Below are 21885 nucleotides of genomic sequence, written 5' to 3' on the forward strand. Positions count from 1 at the left end.
TTCGCTACGTTCCAGATCAGCCGCAAATACGGGCGTTATCTGACAAATGGTTGTGTATGTTATGGCTGAAAAATTATTCGTCGGCTTTATTGGTGCAGCACTGGCCCTGTTAATTCGAGAGATAGTCACGTTTTGGAAGACGACGATAAAACGGAAGCGTATTGCGGCTCTTTGCTGCGAGCACCTAAAGAAAATACAAGAAGACCTTCAGGGGCACGTCGAGATACATAACGGGAACGCCAAATTCAGCGAAACACAATACTCTGAAGTGGCTGTTGGCGATTTTTTGTACGATCTTGTGACGAGCAACATTGATTGCTTCGGAAGTGTTGACTCAGTAAAAGAGACTGTTAATTTTTTTCACCACTATATGGTGAATATGAGAACCATAAGGTCAAGGCTTGACGCATCGATTAATGGAACAGCAAATCTTACTGAAGAAACATACAATAAGATTTTGGGGAATTTGAACGAGGCGATTAATGAATTGAGGTTGGCTAGCACATAGCAATCAGAGGCAAACAGGTCATAATCATGCACGTTATTCGAGCTAGTTTTCGTCGCTCCTAGCATTAAGTTGTAAGACTATCAGGAAACTATGAATAATTCGGAAATATTTAATGAATACACCGCCCATTGGATGTCGCGCGTAGAGTCGATGAATCACTCCGTCATCCTTATTTCGGGTGGTATTATGAGTATTACAATTGGGGCTTTCCTCACTTCTAATCCCCCTTTGTTAGACCCATGGGCGGCCAGTGTGATTCGTTCTGCTTGGGTTTTGCTCGCATTAAGTTTGGCCAGTGCTGTCCTGTTAAAATTTTTTTTGGTAATTTCAGGAGCACTTACGCTAACAGAACTTGAAGGAAAAACCACTAAGGGCGAGGAGGGAGTTGCTAATTCACCTAGGTGGTTGCGTGTGGTCGCTTGGTGCTTTGGAATAACTGCTGTCTCGGCATGTTTGGTTGGCTTTACATTAATAGCAATAGGTGCGGGCTCCCTTCTTGCAGTAGGGTAGCTATATAAGCCGACAGTGACTAAGCTGTGGCCGACTTTATTTAATGTCTCCTGCTATGGTCTCTGGTTGCGGATTATTAAATATAAAATTGTCAGGATACTTTAAATGGCTGGCTAAGCACGTTAGGCCCGAATGGGCCTAGCATGCTTGTGATGAATTACTTGCTTGAATTATTGATATTGGCGTCACCTTGAACAATTCAAACTAGATAACCGGCTCGCCCAGCTCTTCCTTAATCTCCATGAACTCCTCCGGGTATGTCTTTTGCAACGAGGCATACTGGATATAGTCGGCATCCTGCATGATGCTGAGTACGCGACGACCATCTGAAGTCGTTACATCGTAGATGTACCCTTGGACAGACAGGTTCTTGTTCAGGAAGGCCTCCTGGATTTGCTGGTCCCCGAAGGACGTAGCATAGGTATAGCCTGGTTGAAGTGGATCAGTGCTCAGGTCGGCGGTCTTGGTGTCAGAAAAGAGCTCTTCTCCTGTGCTGCGTTGGGTAATGCTGACGTTGAGAACGAATTGCTCAATGGCGAAGCTAGCATTGTTGTCCAGCTCCACTTTAACGGCCACGACGCCCATATAGTCGCCTCCCAAAGGTGCAAGGGTGACAGGCAGCTCTTTCATGGATTGCTTGATGTTAGCCCGGCTATCCAGGAAGACCTTGTGTAGTTCCGTGAGTGTCTGGATATCCTTGTCGCGCTGGAGTGTCTCGAGGAACTCCTCATGCTTAGCCACGCGGTCGATCACCTGGCCGTAGGACAGTCCGTGAAGCGACTCGATATCGTTCTGGGCAATATCTATACCGGGATCATTCGGGTCAATCGGGAGCTCATAGGGGGCGGTATAGAGCTGGTACTGGCGCACGAACTCTTCTTTCTCTTCGCCACCCAGTGATTTGAGGATGCCGTTGTAGGATGCCCGGATCAGGTTGTCCGTGGAGGCGTCGAATTTCTCTCCACAACCGGTTAGCAGGGCGGTGAGAGCAATGAGTATCAGAAGGTGTCCTTTCATGATCGTTTCCTTTTGGTTGAAGGGTGCAGGCTATTGGCAATCAAGCCCGGTTTGGGTCCGTTGAGTGATGTAATTGAAGAGGCCGCTGCTATTGGAGTACGCATCTCCAATGGCCTGCCTGAGGCGCGCATCCAGATAGGGAGCACGTTGGTGGGTTTCATCCTGTGGTTTGCGTAGCGCGAGACCTCCTCCTATCAGCACAAATGTGTTGTCTTCAGCGACTGACCATTGCAGGAACTCATAGGCGGATGCGACGTTGAAGGTGCTCAAAATCTGGTTGATCTTGGCGAGATTTGCTTGCGCAGTTTCGTCGGCTTTTTCCTCATCTCGAGCTATGCCCTCTATCAGTGTGGTAAGCCGTGCAGCTTCTTCTTCAGCGGCTTGGATTGAGCCTTCAAAGTTGGCGCGGTGCGCCCTGATGCTGCCGTTCATCTCCTTTTCGTGATAACTGTAGGATTTTTCGAGTGAGGCAATGACTGCTGGTTTGACTTCGTCGAAGTTCTTGCGGGCGTAGTAGTTATACTGCTGGGCAGTTTTTGAGGTGTCGTTACGGTTCTCGGCAATCGTCTCGATATCAGAGATGTAGTTCAGTACATCACTGCCTCGGACAGGGAAGTACAGCCTATCGATCAGAGGAATCATTTGGTCGATGGTTTTGGTGCGGACCACATCCAAAGTGGCCTTGATCTTAGCCATCTGAGGTTCGTGTTCGGCGCGAACGGACGCATCATAGCTATCGTCTTCCAGCAAGATCTTCAGCCTTTCGGCTTTCTCCAGCTCTTTCTCTCTTTGGGCGGTAAAGCGTCGTAAATGCGAGTCCAGGTACGTAGTTGTCAAGGCGGCCTCGCACTGGTCTGCCTGCTGGGCTAGCTTTTCCGTGTAGTAGGCATGGATGCCATTGATCTCGCAGCGGTACTCCACCAAGTCCCTCCCTCGGTCATCCTTGACGAGGTCCCAGGAAGTGCTTTCACAGAGAGAGCGGTGATCGAAGGTTTCGCCTATCTTGAACTCGGGATAATCGTCAAAGCGCCCCTCTTTGACGATTTCAATGTCGTTGCCCTGAAGGCAGCCGGATAGTGATATGGCCGTATAAAGGCCTGCAACTACGCGAAGGCATAAAGTGCCCATCGGTATCTCCTTGTTGGTGTGAATATTGGAAAATCGGCCCTGTTGGCCTTTGGTGAGGCAGGGTGCTCTCTTTAGTCTTGTTTTTATGTCGTCAGATCAGCCGGGACTCTCAATATCGGTCTTCCCAGGTGGGTTTCCGATTTGAGGTTATCTGGCTTGTATTGGTCATAATGATGCTGATTGAATCAATATAACCTGTATAAAGGTCAAAGTGTCTTGTATGGTGCGTGGATGGTCAACCCCCGAATGGCCACTCTCTCCGATGTATATCGGAGGTGCATGCGAGTGGATATTCAGGTGGCGTTTGGACGGGCGGTAAAACTTCGCCGTACAGAGTTAGATTTGAGTCAGGAAGAATTGGCCGATGCCTCTACATTGGCTCGTTCCTTCGTGTCTGGCGTAGAGCGCGGTGAATCAAATGCTTCCACAGCTTCTGTCTGGAAACTTGCCAAAGCCCTAAACTGCATGCCGTCGGACTTGTGGCTCGCTGCTGAGCGGATTTACCAAGCTGCTCGATAGAATGCACGATGCCTACATCCCATGTTATTGATTGGCTAATTTGGCTCTAAGGTTGGTAGGGTCTACAGTTTTAGAAGAGGGGGGATCTCTTTTGTCTGAGCTGAATTCCTCGACTACTTGAAGACCCTCATCCTCCCCATACTCGAACCAAGCATTCATCAGCCCAGCCTGAGCGACTCTGTCCAGCTCGGTTTGATTGATCCCCGCATCCTTGCGAGCCTTCCCCTCTTCCTTGGCATGGGTGACGGCCTCCATCATGGATTTCTCTGCCCGTAAGGTTAGGTCCACGTAGTAGATCGGTGCCCGGTGGCTCTGGGCGGTGCTCTTGCCGCGCAGCTTGAGCTCCAGTGGCAGGGTAGCCAGGTTGCCGCCACTGATGGCATGGAAGTAGCGTAGCCGGGCTGCCAGGGTGCGGATGCTGTTGTAGCCGGTGGTCCGGAACACGAAACAGCCCAGCTCATCGTCATTCCCGATGCGGACATAGAGACGGCCATAGGGCTTGCACAGCCCGTGGCTGCCGTAGTCGCACAGATCCGGTGAGGGGCAGGGCAGTGATTCCAGTCCATTCTCGGTATGCCGCCGGCATGTCTCCCCATTGCCTGCACACAGCGGCCTGCCGCTCTTGCGGTCAAAGAAGGTGTACTCCGCTCGCAAGTTCAGATCAGGGTCATTGAAGGGCACGGTGATCGGGATGCTGCGGAGTTTGTTGCCCTTGGTGTCCTGGCGCAGGGCCTCATCCAGCGGGTGGGGCAGCCAGCCTTCCTTGGTCTGGATCTGGGTGGTGATGGTGAACTGATCGTCTTTCTCGGGCAGACGCTTGCCGTTCTTCTCCACCACGCGACCGATGCTGATGCGACCGATCACGGGTGGGGTAATGGCGAGTCCTTTGATCATGGGATTCTCCTGATAGATAACAGGCATAGACGCAGCCGGGCCTGGCCCGGCTGTTATGCCGTGAGTCATGAGAGTTAGGCGTTGGGGCGAACCAGGAAGCGACGGCTCCCGGCCTTGTGCTTGGGGTACTGCTTGAGCAGGTCAGGCTGATCCTGAAGCAGGGCTTTCGTGTCCAGGCTGGTGGAGTCCTTGCTGCGCTTCCAGGTCACAGAGCCCTCGGTGAAGGTGGCCTTGCTGGCCAACCCCATGGTCTGCTGGATGCGTTGCTTGAGGGTGGATTCCCGGTCGTTCAATCGGCCCAAGGTGTCCCGCAGATCCAGCAATTCATTGAAGTCGCCTGCCATGGCCGGGTTATCCGTGAGATCCACGGTTTCCCCTTTGTCTTGGGGGTAGAGGGCTTGAAGGGCGTTCCCGGCAGAGTCGGAGCCATCCGGGTCCGGTGGCGTATCCGCCTCCACCAGCTGCCAGAACTCCCGCTCCAGCTCGTACAGGTGAGCGATCAACGCCTCATCCCGTTCGATGCGATGAATCTGCAACTCCTGTCCGCAGATCAACACGGCCACATCGGCAGCCTGCTTTCCGGTGACCGCTAGCTGATGCTGCACTTGGCATTGGATGTACTCGGGAACCCCATCGGCCCAGAGCTTGGCGCCGTACTGGCCGGTGGTCTTGCACTCGAGGATCTGTACGTCATCGTTACCCACCACGGCGTAATCCAGATTGGCGAGCATCCAGGGCTTGTCTTCATCCGGGTGCTGCAGAACGGAATTCACCCGCCGAACCTTGTTGCCGGTGATCTTGGCGTAAGCCTCGGCCACCTTGGGCTCCAGCAGGGTGCCCCAGTAGAGCGGCGATTGGATGTCATCGGGATCAGGCGCGGGTAACAGACCATCGCGCCCGGTCTTGATCATCCACAGCTCCAGCGGTGACTGGTACGGGCTGATGCCGACGGCGGCAGCCGCATCACTGGCGCCAATGCCCTGCTTGCGGATCTTCAGCCAGTCCTCCCGGCTCATCTGCTTGGTAGAGACAAGGCGCAGTGCCGGGCGCTGGGTAGGAGTTGTGCTTTTCGGTTGTGCCATGAGTGTTCTCCTGACAAAGAAAAGCCCCGGCACAATGGCCGGGGCTAGAAGTAAGGGAAGGGGATGGAGAGTGAGTGATGCCTAAATGGCATCATGCGGCGCGGCCTGACGACGAGGGTGGCTCATCACCTATCTCGAAGAAGTCATTCACCAGCGCTTCGATATAGCGTTCGGCTTGCTTGTCGCTGGGGAGGTGGCCGGTAGTAAGCAGTTGCTCACCCAGCCATTCGCCCAGCTCGCTGACCACTTCGTACTCGAAGATGCCGGGGCGTCCACGGGGTTCGAACCAGATGTGGGAGACGGTTTGCCACAGTGGGTCCAGGTATTCACAGGAGGCGATGATCAGCTCGATGCAGCCACTGTCCCAGGTCTCCAGGATGCGGCGACTGCGCCCCGGATCGCCGGGGTGGCACATCAAGCCTTCATGCAGGAACGCGCCCCACACCGCTGCCAATTCAGCAGGCATAGGGCGGCAGTCCCATACCGCCAACAGGCGGTAGAGCCATTTCAGATCCATGGTGTTCTCCAGGTTTTTTTAATGCGGGAATAGAGAGGGGAAGAAAAGATCCGACCGGTATCAGGCGACCAGCAGGGAAGTTTGCTCCAGAGCACGTTGCTTGATCTGGGCACCCTTGCCGAACCAGGCCGAGTCCAGCCGGTTGTCGGTGCTGCGGGCTCGTCGCTCATGGTCCACGAACTCGGTGACCGCATTGAGCAGGCCGTAGGCTGTGTTCTTGGCGGACGTCAGATCCGACCCGCGACCGGCACCCTCATACAGAGCCATGGCTTTCTTCATGGCCTGTTCGTTGGCCTTCACCGGCATGCCCGGTGGCTGATAGCCGGTGTCGGTGAAGATGGTCTGCATGACCTTCTTGGCGGTCTTGCGGGTAATGCGGCGCTCGCTGAGGGCCTTCAGGCGATACATGAAGTCATCCCAGGCAGAGACAGAGATGCCTAGCTGCTTCTTCACCGACTGCGGATCAAAGGTGGTGTTGTGGCGTACCTTCACCGCATGGGTATTGCCATTCAGTGCCACCGCAAGGGTGTTATTGCAGACGACCCGGATACTGGTGAACTGCGCCGTGGTAGCCAGGGTGCCGTCACAAGCCGTGGCCAGCAGCACATAGCCGTTGGTTTGGTCATTCCCAGCCAACGTGCCGGACTGCCCGGTACGCGCAAGCGCCCAAAGCTTGCGGCCCCCTTTCAATACGCCAGCGGTCTCCAGCTCGAAGCCGGATTGCTCGGTGAGATCCCGGTAGAACTCCAGCACCTCACGGGGCTGAACCACCTTAAAGCGGTTGCTCACTACCGACAGGGGCTCTTGATTGTCAGAACGGAACAGCACCTTCTGATCCGGGAACGATGAGATCTGGCCGAGCGCGCCGGCTTCGCTGCTGATAAAGCGCACCGGGGTCTCACGGATCTCCCAATCCATGCCCGCTTCGCGCATCCAGACTTCCAGCGGCTGTTGGCTGGCCAGCTGGTTGCCCAGCCCGTGCCAGGGGGTACGGCCTACATAGGCCATGTTTTCGACAAGATGTGCCATGGTGAATCTCCTGTTAAAGAGGGAATGCCCAAAGGGCAGGGTTAGAGCCAGCCGCGCTCGGCGAGGCTCACGTAGCTGGAACGGGACACCACAAAGTGGTCCAACACCCGCACATCGATCAGTGCGAGGGCGTCCTTGAGGCGTTTGGTGATTTGCCGGTCGGCAGTGGAGGGCTCACTGCAACCGGAAGGGTGGTTATGGGCGAAGATGATGGCTGCGGCATTGCAGTCCAGAGCGCGTTGCACTACCACGCGGGGGTAAACAGCGGAGCTATCAATGGTGCCGTTGAACAAGGTCTCGAAACTGAGCACCTTGTGCTTGTTGTTGAGGAAGATGGCCGAGAAGACTTCGTTTTTCTCCTGTGCCAGAGCCAGTTGCAGGAACTGGGCGACATCGGTAGGCGCGGTCAGGGCCTCCCGGTCGGTAAGCTCATCCAGCAGGATGGTGGCCGCCGTACTGACGATCTCCTCGGGTTTAACGCAGCCCTGTACGTGGTACAGGCCCTGCTCGTTCTTTACGAAAGTGGGAATATCCATTCAGGCCTCCAAAGGGGCATAAAGAAGCCCGCACAAGGCGGGCTTCGGAGTGGTGGGCAAAGGGAAGAGGGGGTTACTCAGAATCGAGGCGGAAGCTGTGTCCGCAGTCCAGGCATTCCAGGTTGTCGAGATAGGTCTCGTCGAGCTTGGCTCCCAGCGCGGCACCGGCTTCACCTCCGGCAACGCCACCAGCTAGACCGCCGAGCACGGCACCTGCGATACCGCCGATGGCGGACCCGGCAGGGCCAAACGCCAAGCCGACAGTAGCGCCAACCCGAGCACCACTGGTCGCCATGGCAAACCCACTGGCAGCGCCGGCAGCCGTGCCAACAGTCCCGCCAACCTTGCGGCCATTTTGCAGGGCGACGATTCGGATGGAGCGGCAGGACGGACATTGAATGATCATGAAACCTCCATGAGATGGGGTCAGGAAGGACATTCCTTCCCGGCTTCATGGAGGTGATATGTGTTTGAAAATAATTAGATTAGAGCTGTTTATGTGAAAGCCAAGGAGATAGAGGCGCTTTGATAGGTTGTCAGAGTTTTATGTCTCTTTGTGCTGCCTGTAGTCCGTAGACTTTTGTAAATCACATGTGTTGAATTGCGATCGTGAAAGACGAGAATATGAATAGCAAAATTCGCTATTCAGTTGGGGGTAATGTTCGCCCAAATGGAAGTGCGCTCTATGTCGCAAGAGAAGTTGTGATAAATGTTGTTTGGATAGATGCATGCACTATCGGCTGGATCATATAATCCAAGAAGAGTGCGAGGGCTCATGCTAAGCTATGTTAGTGTGCGGAGTTTTCAAGAGCCCGCCTAGAACCGCACGCGGAAGAAAAGTGAATAAAGCACAGGTATTGCCACCATGGTAAGCAGAGTGGCGAAGGCAAGCCCCCCCATGATAGTAATCGCCATGCTCGAAAAGAAGGCGTCCCACATCAGAGGTATCATGCCGAGAATGGTGGTGAAGGCCGCGAGGATCACGGGGCGCAGGCGGCTGACGCTGCCATCGACTAGTGCATCTCTCATTAGCTTACCGTCCTTGACCTGTGCGTCGACTTCGTCAATTAACACGATGGCATTTTTCATCAGCATTCCGGAAAGGCTGAGGAAGCCGAGCATTGCCATGAAAGTGAATGGCTGACCAGTTAGTAACAGGCCGATGCTCACGCCACAGATCGACATTGGTACGATCAGCCAGATTATCAGCGGCTGACGGACCTTTCCGAACAATAATACTGAAATTACCAGCATCACAAGGATCCCCAGCGGTACCTGTTTCGCCAGGGACGCTTGCGCTTCGCTGGCTTTCTCATATTCGCCGCCCCATTCCAGAGCATAACCTTTTGGCAGCGGTAGCGTTTCCACCGCGTTATGTAATTGTCGCAATGCTTGGTCGGCAGTCAGGTCGCCAATCGGTTCGGCCTGAACTTTGAGCGCGCGTATACGGTTGCGCCGATGAATAAGGGATTCTTCGGTGGCAATTTCTAGTCCGCTTAGCACCTGGCTAACAGGAACGTAGGTCTGTTCGGCGCTGCTCCACATAACACGGTTGCCGAGTTTGCTGACGCTGCCACGTTCCTCGCTGGGAGGACGTACCACAATTGGTATTTGCGAGTCATATTCGCGGTAGGTGCCGGCTTGGATACCGGTAGTGGCAAATAGTGATGACGTTTTCACTTCTGCACGGCCAACGCCGGCGATACGTGCTCGTTCTTCATCGAAATGCGGTACCACGACAACCTCCCGCGTACGCCAATCGATTCTGATATCTTGCACAACATTACTCTCTTGGAAAATTTGTTGTGCTTGCTCACCAAGTTGACGAAGCACAGCAGGATCGTTGCCCTTAAAGCGTGCCTCAATCTTGGCCCCGCCACCAGGGCCGAACATCATCGTTTGTGGGTACACCTCGAGGGACGGATATTGGTTTGCTAGAACTACTCTTAATTCATCAATCAGGCCGTTAATCAACTGACGATTAGTTACGCGCACGATCAGCTGACCATAGGATGGATTTGGTAGCTCCGGTTCATAAGTCAGCATGAAGCGGCTGGCGCCCTGGCCAACAAAGGTGGTGACTGCTTCTACTTCATCGTGAGCGAGAATCAGACTTTCTATTTCGCTTATCTGCCGCGCGGTTTCTTGTATATCGGCACCCTGACGTAGCCACACATTAAGGTAGAACATTGGCATGTTCGATGGCGGGAAGAAAGCATGTCGAACAAAACCGAAGCCGACTATCGAAATTACGGTAATCATAACTAGTGCGGTAACGGTGATGCCTCGGTTTTTTAGTGCAAGCAGAAGGATCATGCGGTACTTGCCGTAGCTTGCATGCGCGTAGGGATCTTCGCCTTCTTCATACTGGTGGCCATCAAACAAATAGTGGCCCATAAGTGGCGTAACAGTGATCGCCAGCAGCCAACTTAACAACAGTGAAATGGAAATAACTGCGAACAGCGAGAACAGGAATTCGCCGGTCACGTCTTGCGACAGGCCGATCCCGGAAAATGCCATGATGCCGATAACAGTGGCGCCAAGCAGCGGGATTTGGGTGCGACGACAGGCTTCGCTTGCGGCATTCTCGGCACTTTTGCCGCGCTGGATACCGATTAGCATACCTTCGGCAATGACGATGGCATTATCAACTAGCATCCCCATGGCGATAATCAAGGCGCCGAGAGAAATGCGCTCCATTTCGATGGCAAAAATTGCCATAAAAAACACTGTGCCAAGCACGGTAAGTAAAAGGGTGCTGCCGACGGCAACTCCGACGCGCCAGCCCATGGCCAGACAAAGGACACAGATTACAATAGCCACTGACAATGCAAGACTGGCAAGGAAGTCATCAATCGCTTTGTCAACCACAAGGTGCTGCTGGTAAATCGGCTTAATATGCACACCTAACGGAATATGGTGGCGAATTTTATCAAGGTGCTCGTTGACCGCGTGCCCTACCTCGACAATGTTGGCATTTTGCAGGCCGGCGATAGCGAGGGTGAACGCCCTTTCGCCATCATAATTGATAAGTTCCCTGGGGATATCGTCGGTAGCGCGGTATACGGACGCCACATCGCTCAGGCTGAATTGCTCCGTGGAACCGGGTCGACCGATGCGTAACGCCTCAATGGCTGCGACTGAATCAAAACCGGGTTCGCCGCTAATGCGAATGCGGCGTCCATCGATTTTAAAAGAACCGCCGGATTGCATGCGGTTTTCCGATTGTAGAGCGTTGAGCACTACTTCCAGCGGAATGCCGAGGCTGACCAGGCTTTCTTGGGAGATATCCACATAAATGACTTCTGACGGCTCGCCTGCGGTGGTGACTTTCGACACATTTGGCACATTCAATAACTCGCGGCGTAGGAAGCGCGAGAGCTCGCGTACCTCGGAATCAGTTAGGTCTGGTGCGACGACCGCAAAGAAAATTCCGAACACATCGCCATAGTCATCATGGACAGTGGAATTTAAAGCCCCAATTGGCAGGAAGCTTTGTGCGTCACCGACCTTGCGTCGCAGTTCATCCCAAACTTGCGGCATTGTGTCGCCGTCATACTGGTTCTTTATCTCGACCTTGATAATAGACTCACCGGGGCGCGAGCGCGAGGTCAGTCGTTTCAGCTGTGGTAATTGCTGGATGGCGGATTCCAGCGGCTCGGTGATTTCCTTTTCTACTTCTACTGCGGTGGCGCCAGGGTAGGGCGTGACCACCAGCGCCATCTTGATGGTGAAGGCAGGGTCTTCGAGGCGGCCAATATTGTTCATTCCCCACAAGCCGCCGAGCAGGCATGCAAGTATAATCAGCCAACTGTTGACAGGGCGCTTGATGGAGGCGCGTGCGATATCCATGAGGCGCCCTCTCAGAATCCGTTGAATGGGGTGACGGGCATGTTATCGTGCAATAGCTGCACGCCAGCACTAACAACCTGTTCGTTACCTGAGAGACCGGCGACCAGAGCGTGGCCCTGCTTGGTGACGCCATGTACCTTGACCGGCTGTGCAGTCACTACAGATTTTTTCGGTTGGTAAACCCACACACGAAAATTGCCTTCGGCATCGCTGTCAAGTGCGGACTGGGGAATGTCAATCATGGCATCCGGGCGGTTGCTGGCTTCACTTACACGCACCGTGACGGTCATGCCCGGTAGAATTGTCTTTCCGTGCTGGCGCGCCAAGCTGAAGGTGACGCGATAGGATTGTGCTACGGAATTCGGCTCGGTTTCATGTTCGTGATATTTGAGCGGCAACGGATGCTCCGAGTCGTTACCGAAAATTGCCTCGGCCATCAGTCGTCCCGGTGATTCAAGAGTCGCCATCAAGTTTTCCGGGACGTTGATGTGCACACGGAATTCCTCCACGTTTTGTACTCGCACGATTTGTGCGCCAGCGGGTACGTTGGTGAACGGATCGACCAGTCGTCGTGTTACCAGTGCATCGAACGGCGCGAGGATGCGTGTGTAGGCAAGGTTTCGTTGTGCTGTAACAAGAGCAACTTTGCGCAGTTTGTGTGCGGTTTCGGCCTGATCGAAGTTTGCTTGCGGCAGTGTGCCGCGCTCTAACAAGGTACGGGTTCTCTCAAGATCGCGGGAGGCCTGTTCGAGTTGCAGTTCAGCTTCGCGCACCGCGAGTTGATAATCAGATGAATCAAGCGCAGCGATTAGTGTCCCCTTAGCAACAAACTTGCCCTGATGGACCGGCATATCGATGATGCGGCCACTCACCTGAAAAGACAGGTCCACTGTGTTGACTGCGTCGACGCGACCGACGAAGTGGCGAGCTGCTTGAAAGTTATTATTACTGCTGACTTGGTAGAGGCGGACCGCACGGGGCTCCATTGCTGCTTTGTCATTGCCGCCACAGGATGACAGCAACAGGGTAGCGTAGAGCAAGATAGCAAGAGTAATGCAGTCATTGCGTAGCGGTATTGGTGACACGCTTTTGGCGTGTGAATGCATGCCGGAAAAGGATGCTGGATGTTGTCTCATTTGAGCAGGTCCTTGGCCAGTCGTTGCAGTTGTTGGTAAACCTGACTGCGCTGGTCGCTGGGTACCGGTGAGATATTAAGTAATTCCTGGAACAACAGGCCGTCGGCGGCTGCCCACAGCAGCCATGCTGTGGGAGATTCCCGTTCTTCTTCGAGGATACGTTTGCGGGTTTGCTGAATGTATTGACGCAGCGGGTCGAGCAGGGCCGGCTGCTCAGCGGCGGAGGTCAGTATGGCCATGGTGACCCTGGGGTCGAGCACATCAGGATCCATCCGTGCTGCAAGCATGGCGCGCAGGACGCTCCAGGGCTGGCCCGACAACGTTTGCTCATGCGTCTCGCGAACTGTTCTGGTGCGGGCGATTAGGCGTTCGAGCATTGCCTGGAGTAGAGCTTCTTTAGTGGCAAAGTGGTAGAGAAGTCCGCCTTTGCTGAAGCCGCTTTCACGGGCAACTTTGTCAAGGGTAATGCGCCCGGATCCGTGCTCTACGGCTATGCGCTGAGCAGCATCCAAGATCATGTCACGAGTAGAGGCGGTGTTCATGGCGGTTCCTAGTACGAACTACATGGTCTACTTAATGTACCAACTAGACGGTAAAGTAGCCAGTTATTTGATCTTGGTGTGGATGGCTGTGTTGTAAGGGGTTGGATGATCGCCCGGGTTCGTTCATATGCTGTTGGTGGTTTGAATTATTCCTCTGGCATTGACATTTGGTTGTATGACCAAATAAGATATTCGAAAGTGCCGCTTTTTTTGCGGCTTGACCATCCTGAAGAGCCCTGTCTATTTGGAGGAGCCATGAAATCTATCCCTATTCAGCCGCGCAAAGTCGCCTTTGATGTCTCATCAGTGCCAAGGCATTGGAATGGCGGTGATCCCGTGCTGACCCGCTTCTTTGATGCCCTCTCAGTGCATTTCCCAGAGGGAGAGCGCTTCTTTATCCAGTCAGTGCGTAACTTCAAGGATCAAGTGACAGATGATCAGCTGAGCGAGGATATTCGACACTTTATTCGCCAGGAAGGTCAGCACGGGATTGTCCATGATCGTTTCAACGATGTGATGGCCAGCCAGGGCGTGGATGTGGATAAGGTCACTGCGAATCTAAGGACGTTTATTCGCACCACACAAAAGTACCTGCCGAAGAAGTATCAGCTCGCCATGACGGCGGCGTTTGAGCACTTTACGGCAACCTTGGGCGAAACCATGGTCAGCGAGAAGAGCGAGATGTTTAGCGAGGCTGACCCCGTCATGAGAGCGCTATTTCTGTGGCACGGGGTCGAAGAAGTAGAGCACAAGGCCGTGGCCTATGATCTTTATCAGGGCGCAGCAGGTGGAGGCTACTTGACGCGCGCGTCTGCGTTGGTGGTTGCGACCCTGATGGTTCACCTTGTCGTGGCTCCAGTATTTTGGAATATGCTCAAGCTTGATGGCGTAACGCGCCAGCCTGGCGTGATTCTGCGGGGCCTGAACAAGCTTTATGGGCGAAAAGGTATTCTCACAGGCATGCTGCCTGATTTCCTCGCTTGGTTCCGCCCTGGGTTCCACCCTTGGGATACCGGTATGCCAGAGAAGGTTGCCGCGTGGTTGGCGGAGTATGAGACTCATGGAGATCCGATGCGGGCGTCGGAAACCATTTACGGTCCGGCTCCAGTGAGTGAGGCAGCCTGATGCATGGAGGCAAGCAGGATATCCCCAGTACCGTCGATGTTCCTCATACACATCGGCCTGGGCGTCACTGTGGCAGTTCAGCTATCAGAGACCTGCTGGAGTTTCATGGGCTTAATTTGACGGAAGCTTTCTGCTTCGGGCTGGGTGCCGGGCTTGGTATTACTTATGTAGAAATACCAGGCACGGACACCCCGTTTATTGTCCATGTCCGTTCAATGGGATTTGAGGAAACGGTGTTCTCTACACTGGGCGTGCCGTTTCGCTGGGAAACTTGGCAAGATAAATGTGCTGCCGCCGATGCGCTGGATGCCCATCTTGATGCGGGGCGGCCTGCGCTTCTCTTAACTGATATTTTTTACCTTCCTTATTTCAAGAGCAGTACACATTTCCCCGGTCACGCCATCGTCGCCTGGCAGCGAGCCGAGAAGGGCGAGACGATGCTTGTTAGCGATACCGAGCGCCCAGGGCTTTTAGAGGTGCCTCGTGACAAGCTGGTTGAAGCCAGATTCTCCTTGTCGCCACCCTTTATCCATCATGGTTCATTGTTCGCACCCGAAAGTGTTTCGGTTCAGGTGTCTGCCGAGAAAGTGCGCAGTGCGATTGTGAGGAATGCAGATAATCTCCTGCAAGGAAGCAGGAATCACGGTATTCAAGCGCTAACAACTTGGATCCAGGAACTTCCTCGCTGGAAGGCAGTGGATAAATGGCAATGGTTGCTCCGTTTTGCCTATCAAGTGATCGAGAAGCGTGGAACGGGGGGCGGCGGTTTTAGAGTGATGTATTCAGAATTTCTCGATGAGGCGAGTGAAATTGTTCCTGAAATACATGAGGCAGGCTTGGTCGAGTTGATGCGCACGAGTGCTGCGGCATGGTCCGCTCTGGCTGATTGTCTGCGAAAGGGATCCGAAAGTGAAACATTCCCTGAAGAAGCAATAACGGACGCCATTGAATCTGTACGTGCTGCAGAAACCCGATATGCGGATGCCGCTTTAACATTGTTATATAAAAGTTCCTAACTATGACAGCTGAAAAATCACTCCCGAGAGAACTGCTTGCTGCAAAGGCTTTTTTTGGTTCTGGACATCCGTTGTTTAATGCTTTTGGTATTGCAATGGATGACATTACTAACGATGGCGCCGTAATGAGTATGCCCTGTGTGGCAGAGGTTTGTGATCAACAGGGTGCGGTTCATCAAGGCGCCATCGCTACCTTGCTTGATACGGCATGTGGTTTGGCGATTTTTGTGCGCCTCGGCGACATGCGCCCAATTGCGACAATTGACTTGCGCGTTGATTTCATCGCTAAACCCGAGGCTGGCGAAGGGGTGGCATGTAATGTCACCTGTTTTGCAGTTGAAGAAAATATTGCCTATGTCCGTGGAGAGGCATTTGGGCGTGATGGCGGCAATTTGCTGGCGTCGGTATCAGGCAGTTTTGCGATAGGAACCGCAGGCCCGTCCTTTGATCAATCTGTGAATGCTAGCAATAAGAGAGCCGCCTCCAAGAAAAACACAATCGATGATGAAGGAATCATCAGCTTCGAAACAGAAAGGGTAACCGCTCTCTCTACTGTGGTTGTCGAAGCATCACCATACGAAAAATTTCTTGGTATGACGGCCTCGGACGATAACGGCGAAGCAACCTATAAAATGCCGTTTCGCGAGCAGCACATTGGCAACCCTCTGATCAAGACTTTTCATGGCGGTATTATCGCAAGCTTCGCGGAGCTTGTTGCGGGCGCGCACTTAACAGCAAATCAGACTGAACAAAATAAGCCAGTATGTTCCAGTATGACTCTGGATTATTTGCGTCCGGCCTTTGCGGGTACGTTGGTAGCGAAGCCGAGCATTATTCGTGAAGGAAAGCGCTTCCTTGTGGTTGTTGTGGATGTGTTTCTTGATGGCGCCCAGGTTTCCCGAGGTCGCTTCATTTATAAGAGAGCCTTCACTTCCAGCTAGTCCAATCTATAAACAACCCTCCCCCCTTCCTTTTCTGCCTCAATAGAGGAGTTCTGTTATGTATATTTCACAGACTTTGCGCCGTGCGGTTCAATTAAACGGCCAAGGTACGGCTACCGTTTTTGCTGGCCGGCGGCAAACTTGGCGAGAGTTTGAAGACCGTATCGCATGCCTTGCTAACGGGTTGCTAAGTCTGGGCGTCAATGCGGGTGACAGGGTTGCCATACTGGCGTTAAACAGCGATCGCTACCTGGAGTATTTCTATGCAGTGCCGTGGGCCGGTGCGGCAGTGAATCCCGTCAATATTCGGCTCGCACCACCTGAAATCGCCTATACCTTGAATGACTCAGGTTCTAAAGTGCTTTTCGTTGATGACACCTTTGCAGCATTGCTGCCATCCCTACAGCCACAGCTTGAGTCTATCAAGCATGTTGTCTTCATGGGCGAGGGTGAGTGTCCACAAGGGTGTATTGATTATGAATCCCTTGTCGCCAACGCCGATCGAATCCGTGACGCCAATGCTGGCGGTGACGATCTGGCGGGGCTGTTTTATACCGGTGGTACCACTGGGCGGTCAAAAGGCGTGATGCTGAGTCATGACAACCTGGTATTCAATGCCCTGAACGTGGTTGCCGAGATGGGCTATGACAGTGACACCATATATATGCATGCCGGGCCCATGTTCCACTTGGCTGATATGGCCAGCACGTTCGCCGTGACACTGGCTGCGGGGACACATGGCATTGTTCCTCGCTTTGATGTTGATGAAGTGCTGGCTTTCATTGAGCAGGAGAAAGTCACGAACACCCTGCTGGTGCCGACCATGGTCAATCTTCTAGCCTCATCTGGTCGCATCGCCAATTACGATGTCAGCAGCATAAAACGCATGCTGTATGGCGCCTCGCCAATGCCAGAGGCGGTATTGATTAGTGCTATGGAACAAATGCCGACAGTGTCATTTGCTCAGGGCTATGGTCAGACCGAAGCCTCCCCAATCATTACCTCACTCGGGCCAGAACATCACATTCCCGGCGGAGAAAAATTACGTAGCGCCGGTCGCGCAGCACTGGGTGTGGAGGTGTTGGTGCTTGATGAAAATGATCAGGTGGTATCTCAAGGTACGGTTGGCGAAATATGTGCGCGGGGACCAAACGTCATGTTGGGTTACTGGGGAATGGAATCAACAACCGCTGATACCTTGCGCAATGGTTGGCTACATACCGGCGACCTTGGCTACATGGACGAGGATGGCTTTGTCTTCATCGTTGATCGAGCCAAGGACATGGTAATTAGCGGTGGAGAAAATATTTTTTCTGTTGAAGTTGAGGGTGCCATTTATGGCCATCCTGCGGTACAGGAGTGCGCGGTAATCGGTATTCCTGATGAGCGCTGGGGTGAAGCTGTGCATGCAATCGTGGTGCTGCGTGAAGGAGAGCGCGCTAATGAGGCAGAGATTATCGAACATTGCCGTGAAAGAATTGCAGGTTACAAAGTGCCTCGTAGCGTTGAGTTTAAGGCCGAGTCGTTGCCGGTGAGTGGGGCAGGCAAGGTGCTGAAAAACGAACTGCGAGCCCCCTTTTGGGAGAACAACGGTAAACAGGTTAATTGAGTAATCGATAACCTTGTATTGCGAAATTTATTGGCTTGGAGGCTTCCATGAATCTGGATTTCAGTAATGAAGAAAAAGAATTTCGTAAGAGTATCCGGCAGTGGATGAAGGAAAATGTGCCTGATGATATTCGGCGCTGTACTGCCCGAGGAGCGATGTTAGATAAGAATATGCAGCAACGATGGGAGCGTTTGCTGGGCAGTCAAGGTTGGCTCACGTCTACTTGGCCAGAACAATTTGGAGGCCCGGGGTGGAGCGCAACCCAGCGGTATATTTTCGATCAGGAGCGCGCCTCGGCAGGGGCACCGCCAACAAGCCCTTTTGGTGTGGCTATGGTTGGGCCGGTGCTATATACCTTCGGTTCTGAAGCACAGAAGGAACGGTGGTTGCCCGGCATTCAGCGTGGCGAAACGCTATGGTGCCAGGGTTATTCTGAGCCCAATGCGGGCTCAGATCTGGCCTCGTTAAAAACGCGAGCCACGCGTAATGGCGACCATTATTTGGTTAATGGTCAAAAAATCTGGACGACACAGGCCCATTGGGCGGACATGATGTTTTGCTTGGTGCGAACGGATAGCACCGTGAAACAGCAGCAGGGCATTTCATTCCTGCTGATCGATATGAAAACCCCCGGGCTTGAAGTACGGCCGATTTATTCAATTGATGGGCATCATCACCTTAACGAAGTCTATTTTACCGACGTGAAAGTGCCTGTGGAAAATTTGGTGGGTCAAGAAGGAATGGGGTGGACCATTGCCAAGTTTCTTCTTACCCACGAACGCACCACCATTGCCGGTGTGGCGGATATTCACTACGAAATCAATCGCCTTAAAAGTGCTATCGATGCGCTACCAACGGAAACAGATAAGCAGTTGGCGGTGCGTCGGTTGGCTGGATTGGAAGTCGATCTTATGGCGCTGGAATACACCAACTTTCGCACCGTTGCTGCCACAGATGAAGGCAAGCCGTTCGGCCCAGAATCGTCAGGACTGAAAATCAAAGGCACGGAACTACAGCAAAGGGTTTCCCAGGCGATGGTGGAAATCGGAGGTTTGATGTCTTTGCCATGGGATAACGAGGAGCCCATTGGGGAGCAAATTTTTAATCAGGCCAGTCGCCGCTATAACTTCCTGCGTGCGTGCACCATCTATGGTGGATCTAACGAGATCCAGAAAAACGTGTTGGCGAAGATGTTGCTCGGATTGTGAGGTGAAAAATGGATTTCAAGTTACCCGAAAATACCACCATGATTGCGGATACCGCGCGCCGTTATCTTAAAGATAACTATTCATTTGACACCTACATTGCACAGTTGAATGAGAGTAATCACCTTGAAGCGAATCGCTGGCAGGCCATGAATGATTTGGGTTGGTTTGGCCTTCCGTTTGCTGAATCTGTTGGAGGGTATGGCGGCTCATTGCTTGACGTGTGCGCCATTGTTCAGGAGTTAGGAGCCGCGCTTTGTCTTGACCCTTTTGTCGATTTAATTGTTTCCCCCGGCAAGTTATTGGAGTGCGCCAATACGCCAACATCCTTGGCGTTGCTTGATCGCATTATTGCTGGTGAGGCACGTGTGGCTTGCGGCCTTTATGACCGGCATGCCGGTTATCACGTGCTGAACCCTTCCTTGAGGCTAAACGGAGAACGACTTTCCGGGCAGAAGCACGTTGTGTCTGATGGTGGCGTTGCAGACACCGTGCTCGTCTCCGCTATGTCTGGTGATGAGTTGGTCATTGTCGCGCTACCTTTCGACGCCTGTGGCGTTGAAAGATATCGACTGCTCGATGGAAGCCGTGCTGCCAGTTTGACGCTTGATGATGTGCTCATCACAGACGAAATGGTTTTGTGTCGTGGTGATGCGGCAAAGCAGGCGGTTTCTGCCTGGTTCGATTATCTGTGCGCATTGGACTGCGCACGTATGTACGGCGCCTGCCGAGAGGTGTATCAGGCCACTCTGGAATACGCTCGAACGCGTAAACAGTTTGGTACAACGATTGGCAGTTTTCAGGTAATCCAGCACTACCTTGTTGATGCGTTTATTGATCTCCAGCAGCTGGAATCCATGCTCTTGATGGTGTCAGTAAAAGGAGAGAGCGCAAACGTCTGTGAGCGCGGGCGCGCGACAGCGGCGGCAAAGGCTTACTACGCAAACCAGGCCGTTGGTATCACTCAGCAAGGTATCCAGATCCATGGTGGCGTTGGTGTTACGGAAGAGCTGAACATTGGCCATTACTTCCGTCTGGTGACACATGCGTCATTGAGTCATGGCGACCGAGAGCACCACATGTCACGGTTTATTCAGGCGGGGGAGAACCAAAATGAAGTCGTTTGATTTTATCGTCGTGGGGGCGGGCTCTTCGGGCTGTGTTCTTGCCAACCGGTTAAGCGAGTGCGGCAAGTATTCCGTTTGTCTTATTGAGGCCGGCCCCCACGATAATAGCGGTTTTATTAATATTCCGTTTGGTCTCATCGGTCTAATTAAACAAGGAAAGCGAAACTGGGGCTACGACACCGCGCCACAGAGTCACCTTAATAAAAGACGCCTCTACTGGCCGCGAGGAAAAACACTGGGGGGCAGCAGCTCAATCAATGCCATGGTCTACATTCGAGGCCAACAACAAGACTATGATGACTGGGCAGCGCAAGGCGCAACAGGGTGGGCGTGGAAAGATGTGCAGCCGGTATTCAATGCACATGAAAACAATGAACAATACTCCGCTGACAATTGGCATGGTGTGGGTGGGCCACTGAATGTTACCCGAGTCAGGGATGTTAACCCGTTAACCCCGCTGTTTATTAAGTCCGGTGAAGAGCTGGGTTATACCCGAAACGATGATTTTAACGGGCCGGAACAGAAAGGCTTTGGCCGGTTTCAGGTAACACAAAAAGAAGGGCGCCGATGGAGTGCCGCGCGTGCTTTCCTGGATCCTGCACGTGGCCGCGATAACCTGCACATCATGACGGATGTGCAGGTAACCAAGGTGTTACTGGATTGCGGCAGGGCGATTGGCGTCGAAATTTGTGATAGTGATGGTGCTCAATCGGTCATTGGTACGAACAAAGAAGTCATCCTGTCCGGTGGGGCGATCAATACCCCTCAGTTGCTGATGTTGTCGGGTATTGGAGAGCGAGAGCACCTATCGAAAATCGGCATCACCTGTTTGCAAGACTCGCCGGAAGTTGGGGAGAACCTTCAAGATCACCTTGATATGACCGTCATGATCAGGGACAAAAGCCGTCAATCAATCGGCATGTCACCGTTTTTTATACCTCGGCTGATTAGTGCCTTCTACCAGTATTTTCGTCATCGGCGCGGCTTTCTTGCCAGTAACGCGGCGGAAGCAGGGGCTTTTGTCAGCCTGCTCAGCGAGCCGGATCGTCCGGATGCTCAGCTACACTTTTTACCGGCTTATCTTCGAGATCATGGACGTCAGTTGACGCCAGGGTTTGGTTGTACGATTCATGTGTGCCAACTCAGGCCTAAGAGTCGAGGACAGATTCGATTGGCCAATAGCGATCCATTTACTGCGCCTTTGATAGACCCAAACTATCTTTCTCATCCTGACGATATTCTTGTGCTCCGTGAAGGCGTGAAACTAGCCAGAAAAGTGTTTCACAGTCATTCTTTCAGCTCTGCTTTTGGCGGTGATGACGAACCGGCTTCCAGCGTGGAGAGTGATGACCAGATTGATGCGGATATTCGCCAGCGCGCTGAAACAATCTACCATCCCGTCGGCACTTGCCGAATGGGTAGTGATGAAAAAGCGGTGGTGGATGTCCGTCTGCGGGTAAACGGTGTGAAGGGGTTGCGTGTCGCGGATGCCTCGGTCATGCCATTGTTGATCAGTGGTAATACGAACGCGCCATGTATGATGATTGGCGAGCGAGCGGCACAATTCATTCTAGAGGATGCGCAATAAAGAT

The 21885-nt window shown here is 53.1% G+C and carries 21 protein-coding genes; 10 read left to right on the forward strand and 11 right to left on the reverse strand.

Translation table 11 applies throughout. From position 1 onward, the window contains the following. Positions 1 to 61: 61 nt before the first annotated feature. Complete coding sequence (locus GFN93_RS06130; RefSeq protein ID WP_153499807.1) at positions 62 to 508, forward strand: hypothetical protein; 447 nt, start codon at positions 62 to 64, stop codon at positions 506 to 508. A 90-nt stretch (positions 509 to 598) separates the two neighbouring features. Then, a complete protein-coding gene (locus GFN93_RS06135; protein WP_153499809.1) occupies positions 599 to 1018 on the forward strand; it encodes a hypothetical protein in 420 nt (139 codons plus the stop codon). Between the two features lie 204 nt (positions 1019 to 1222). On the opposite strand, the gene GFN93_RS06140 is transcribed toward GFN93_RS06135, so the two are convergent. After that, positions 1223 to 2035: a DUF6694 family lipoprotein gene (locus tag GFN93_RS06140; protein ID WP_153499811.1), complete on the reverse strand. Its 813-nt coding sequence runs from the start codon at positions 2033 to 2035 to the stop codon at positions 1223 to 1225. 30 nt (positions 2036 to 2065) lie between these two features. After that, positions 2066 to 3163 carry a hypothetical protein gene (locus GFN93_RS06145; RefSeq protein ID WP_153499813.1) on the reverse strand — a complete coding sequence of 366 codons (1098 nt, stop codon included), beginning with the start codon at positions 3161 to 3163 and terminating at the stop codon, positions 2066 to 2068. Between the two features lie 285 nt (positions 3164 to 3448). On the opposite strand from GFN93_RS06145, the gene GFN93_RS06150 reads away from it, so the two are divergent. After that, on the forward strand, positions 3449 to 3682 hold the full coding sequence (locus tag GFN93_RS06150; protein WP_328594317.1) for a helix-turn-helix domain-containing protein: 234 nt from the start codon (positions 3449 to 3451) through the stop codon (positions 3680 to 3682). 24 nt (positions 3683 to 3706) lie between these two features. On the opposite strand, the gene GFN93_RS06155 is transcribed toward GFN93_RS06150, so the two are convergent. The 9 genes from GFN93_RS06155 to GFN93_RS06195 all read right to left on the reverse strand — a co-directional run bounded on the left by GFN93_RS06155 (position 3707) and on the right by GFN93_RS06195 (position 13270). Beyond that, positions 3707 to 4576, reverse strand: coding sequence for a recombination directionality factor (locus GFN93_RS06155; RefSeq protein WP_153499816.1), 870 nt, complete (start codon positions 4574 to 4576; stop codon positions 3707 to 3709). A 74-nt stretch (positions 4577 to 4650) separates the two neighbouring features. Next, a complete protein-coding gene (locus tag GFN93_RS06160; RefSeq protein ID WP_153499818.1) occupies positions 4651 to 5658 on the reverse strand; it encodes a YqaJ viral recombinase family nuclease in 1008 nt (335 codons plus the stop codon). 91 nt (positions 5659 to 5749) lie between these two features. Beyond that, the gene (locus tag GFN93_RS06165) at positions 5750 to 6175 is read right to left on the reverse strand and encodes a hypothetical protein (protein ID WP_063519345.1); all 426 of its coding nucleotides are present in this window, start codon (positions 6173 to 6175) and stop codon (positions 5750 to 5752) included. Between the two features lie 60 nt (positions 6176 to 6235). Beyond that, the gene (locus GFN93_RS06170; protein WP_063519344.1) at positions 6236 to 7204 is read right to left on the reverse strand and encodes a DUF932 domain-containing protein; all 969 of its coding nucleotides are present in this window, start codon (positions 7202 to 7204) and stop codon (positions 6236 to 6238) included. Positions 7205 to 7245: 41 nt separating this feature from the next. Then, positions 7246 to 7740 (reverse strand): RadC family protein, encoded by a 495-nt coding sequence (radC, locus tag GFN93_RS06175; RefSeq protein ID WP_035233489.1) that lies wholly within the window; start codon positions 7738 to 7740, stop codon positions 7246 to 7248. 73 nt (positions 7741 to 7813) lie between these two features. After that, a complete protein-coding gene (locus tag GFN93_RS06180) occupies positions 7814 to 8146 on the reverse strand; it encodes a hypothetical protein (protein ID WP_035233488.1) in 333 nt (110 codons plus the stop codon). Between the two features lie 410 nt (positions 8147 to 8556). Continuing rightward, complete coding sequence (locus GFN93_RS06185; RefSeq protein WP_153499820.1) at positions 8557 to 11592, reverse strand: efflux RND transporter permease subunit; 3036 nt, start codon at positions 11590 to 11592, stop codon at positions 8557 to 8559. Positions 11593 to 11603: 11 nt separating this feature from the next. After that, positions 11604 to 12728 carry an efflux RND transporter periplasmic adaptor subunit gene (locus GFN93_RS06190; protein ID WP_153499822.1) on the reverse strand — a complete coding sequence of 375 codons (1125 nt, stop codon included), beginning with the start codon at positions 12726 to 12728 and terminating at the stop codon, positions 11604 to 11606. After that, positions 12725 to 13270: a TetR/AcrR family transcriptional regulator gene (locus GFN93_RS06195; protein WP_035233486.1), complete on the reverse strand. Its 546-nt coding sequence runs from the start codon at positions 13268 to 13270 to the stop codon at positions 12725 to 12727. The genes GFN93_RS06190 and GFN93_RS06195 overlap by 4 nt, the downstream gene beginning before the upstream one ends. A 105-nt stretch (positions 13271 to 13375) precedes the next feature. Between GFN93_RS06195 and GFN93_RS06200 the strand changes: the two genes are divergently transcribed. From GFN93_RS06200 to GFN93_RS06230, 7 genes are read left to right on the forward strand one after another with little or no spacing between them, the layout of a single operon-like run. Continuing rightward, positions 13376 to 14395: a metal-dependent hydrolase gene (locus GFN93_RS06200; RefSeq protein ID WP_235901700.1), complete on the forward strand. Its 1020-nt coding sequence runs from the start codon at positions 13376 to 13378 to the stop codon at positions 14393 to 14395. Beyond that, a complete protein-coding gene (locus GFN93_RS06205; RefSeq protein WP_153499824.1) occupies positions 14395 to 15411 on the forward strand; it encodes a BtrH N-terminal domain-containing protein in 1017 nt (338 codons plus the stop codon). Before GFN93_RS06200 ends, GFN93_RS06205 begins: the two co-directional genes overlap by 1 nt. 2 nt (positions 15412 to 15413) lie before the next feature. Continuing rightward, positions 15414 to 16352, forward strand: coding sequence for a PaaI family thioesterase (locus GFN93_RS06210; protein ID WP_153499826.1), 939 nt, complete (start codon positions 15414 to 15416; stop codon positions 16350 to 16352). A 58-nt stretch (positions 16353 to 16410) separates the two neighbouring features. Next, positions 16411 to 17961, forward strand: coding sequence for a long-chain-fatty-acid--CoA ligase (locus GFN93_RS06215; RefSeq protein ID WP_153499828.1), 1551 nt, complete (start codon positions 16411 to 16413; stop codon positions 17959 to 17961). Between the two features lie 47 nt (positions 17962 to 18008). Continuing rightward, on the forward strand, positions 18009 to 19169 hold the full coding sequence (locus GFN93_RS06220) for an acyl-CoA dehydrogenase family protein (protein WP_035233484.1): 1161 nt from the start codon (positions 18009 to 18011) through the stop codon (positions 19167 to 19169). Positions 19170 to 19177: 8 nt separating this feature from the next. Then, on the forward strand, positions 19178 to 20293 hold the full coding sequence (locus tag GFN93_RS06225) for an acyl-CoA dehydrogenase family protein (RefSeq protein ID WP_035233483.1): 1116 nt from the start codon (positions 19178 to 19180) through the stop codon (positions 20291 to 20293). Next, positions 20280 to 21881, forward strand: a complete 1602-nt coding sequence (locus tag GFN93_RS06230; protein WP_035233481.1) for a GMC family oxidoreductase — start codon at positions 20280 to 20282, stop codon at positions 21879 to 21881. The genes GFN93_RS06225 and GFN93_RS06230 overlap by 14 nt, the downstream gene beginning before the upstream one ends. Positions 21882 to 21885 lie beyond the last annotated feature (4 nt).

The sequence above is a fragment of the Alcanivorax sediminis genome, assembly GCF_009601165.1.
GTDB classification, from domain to species: domain Bacteria; phylum Pseudomonadota; class Gammaproteobacteria; order Pseudomonadales; family Alcanivoracaceae; genus Alcanivorax; species Alcanivorax sediminis.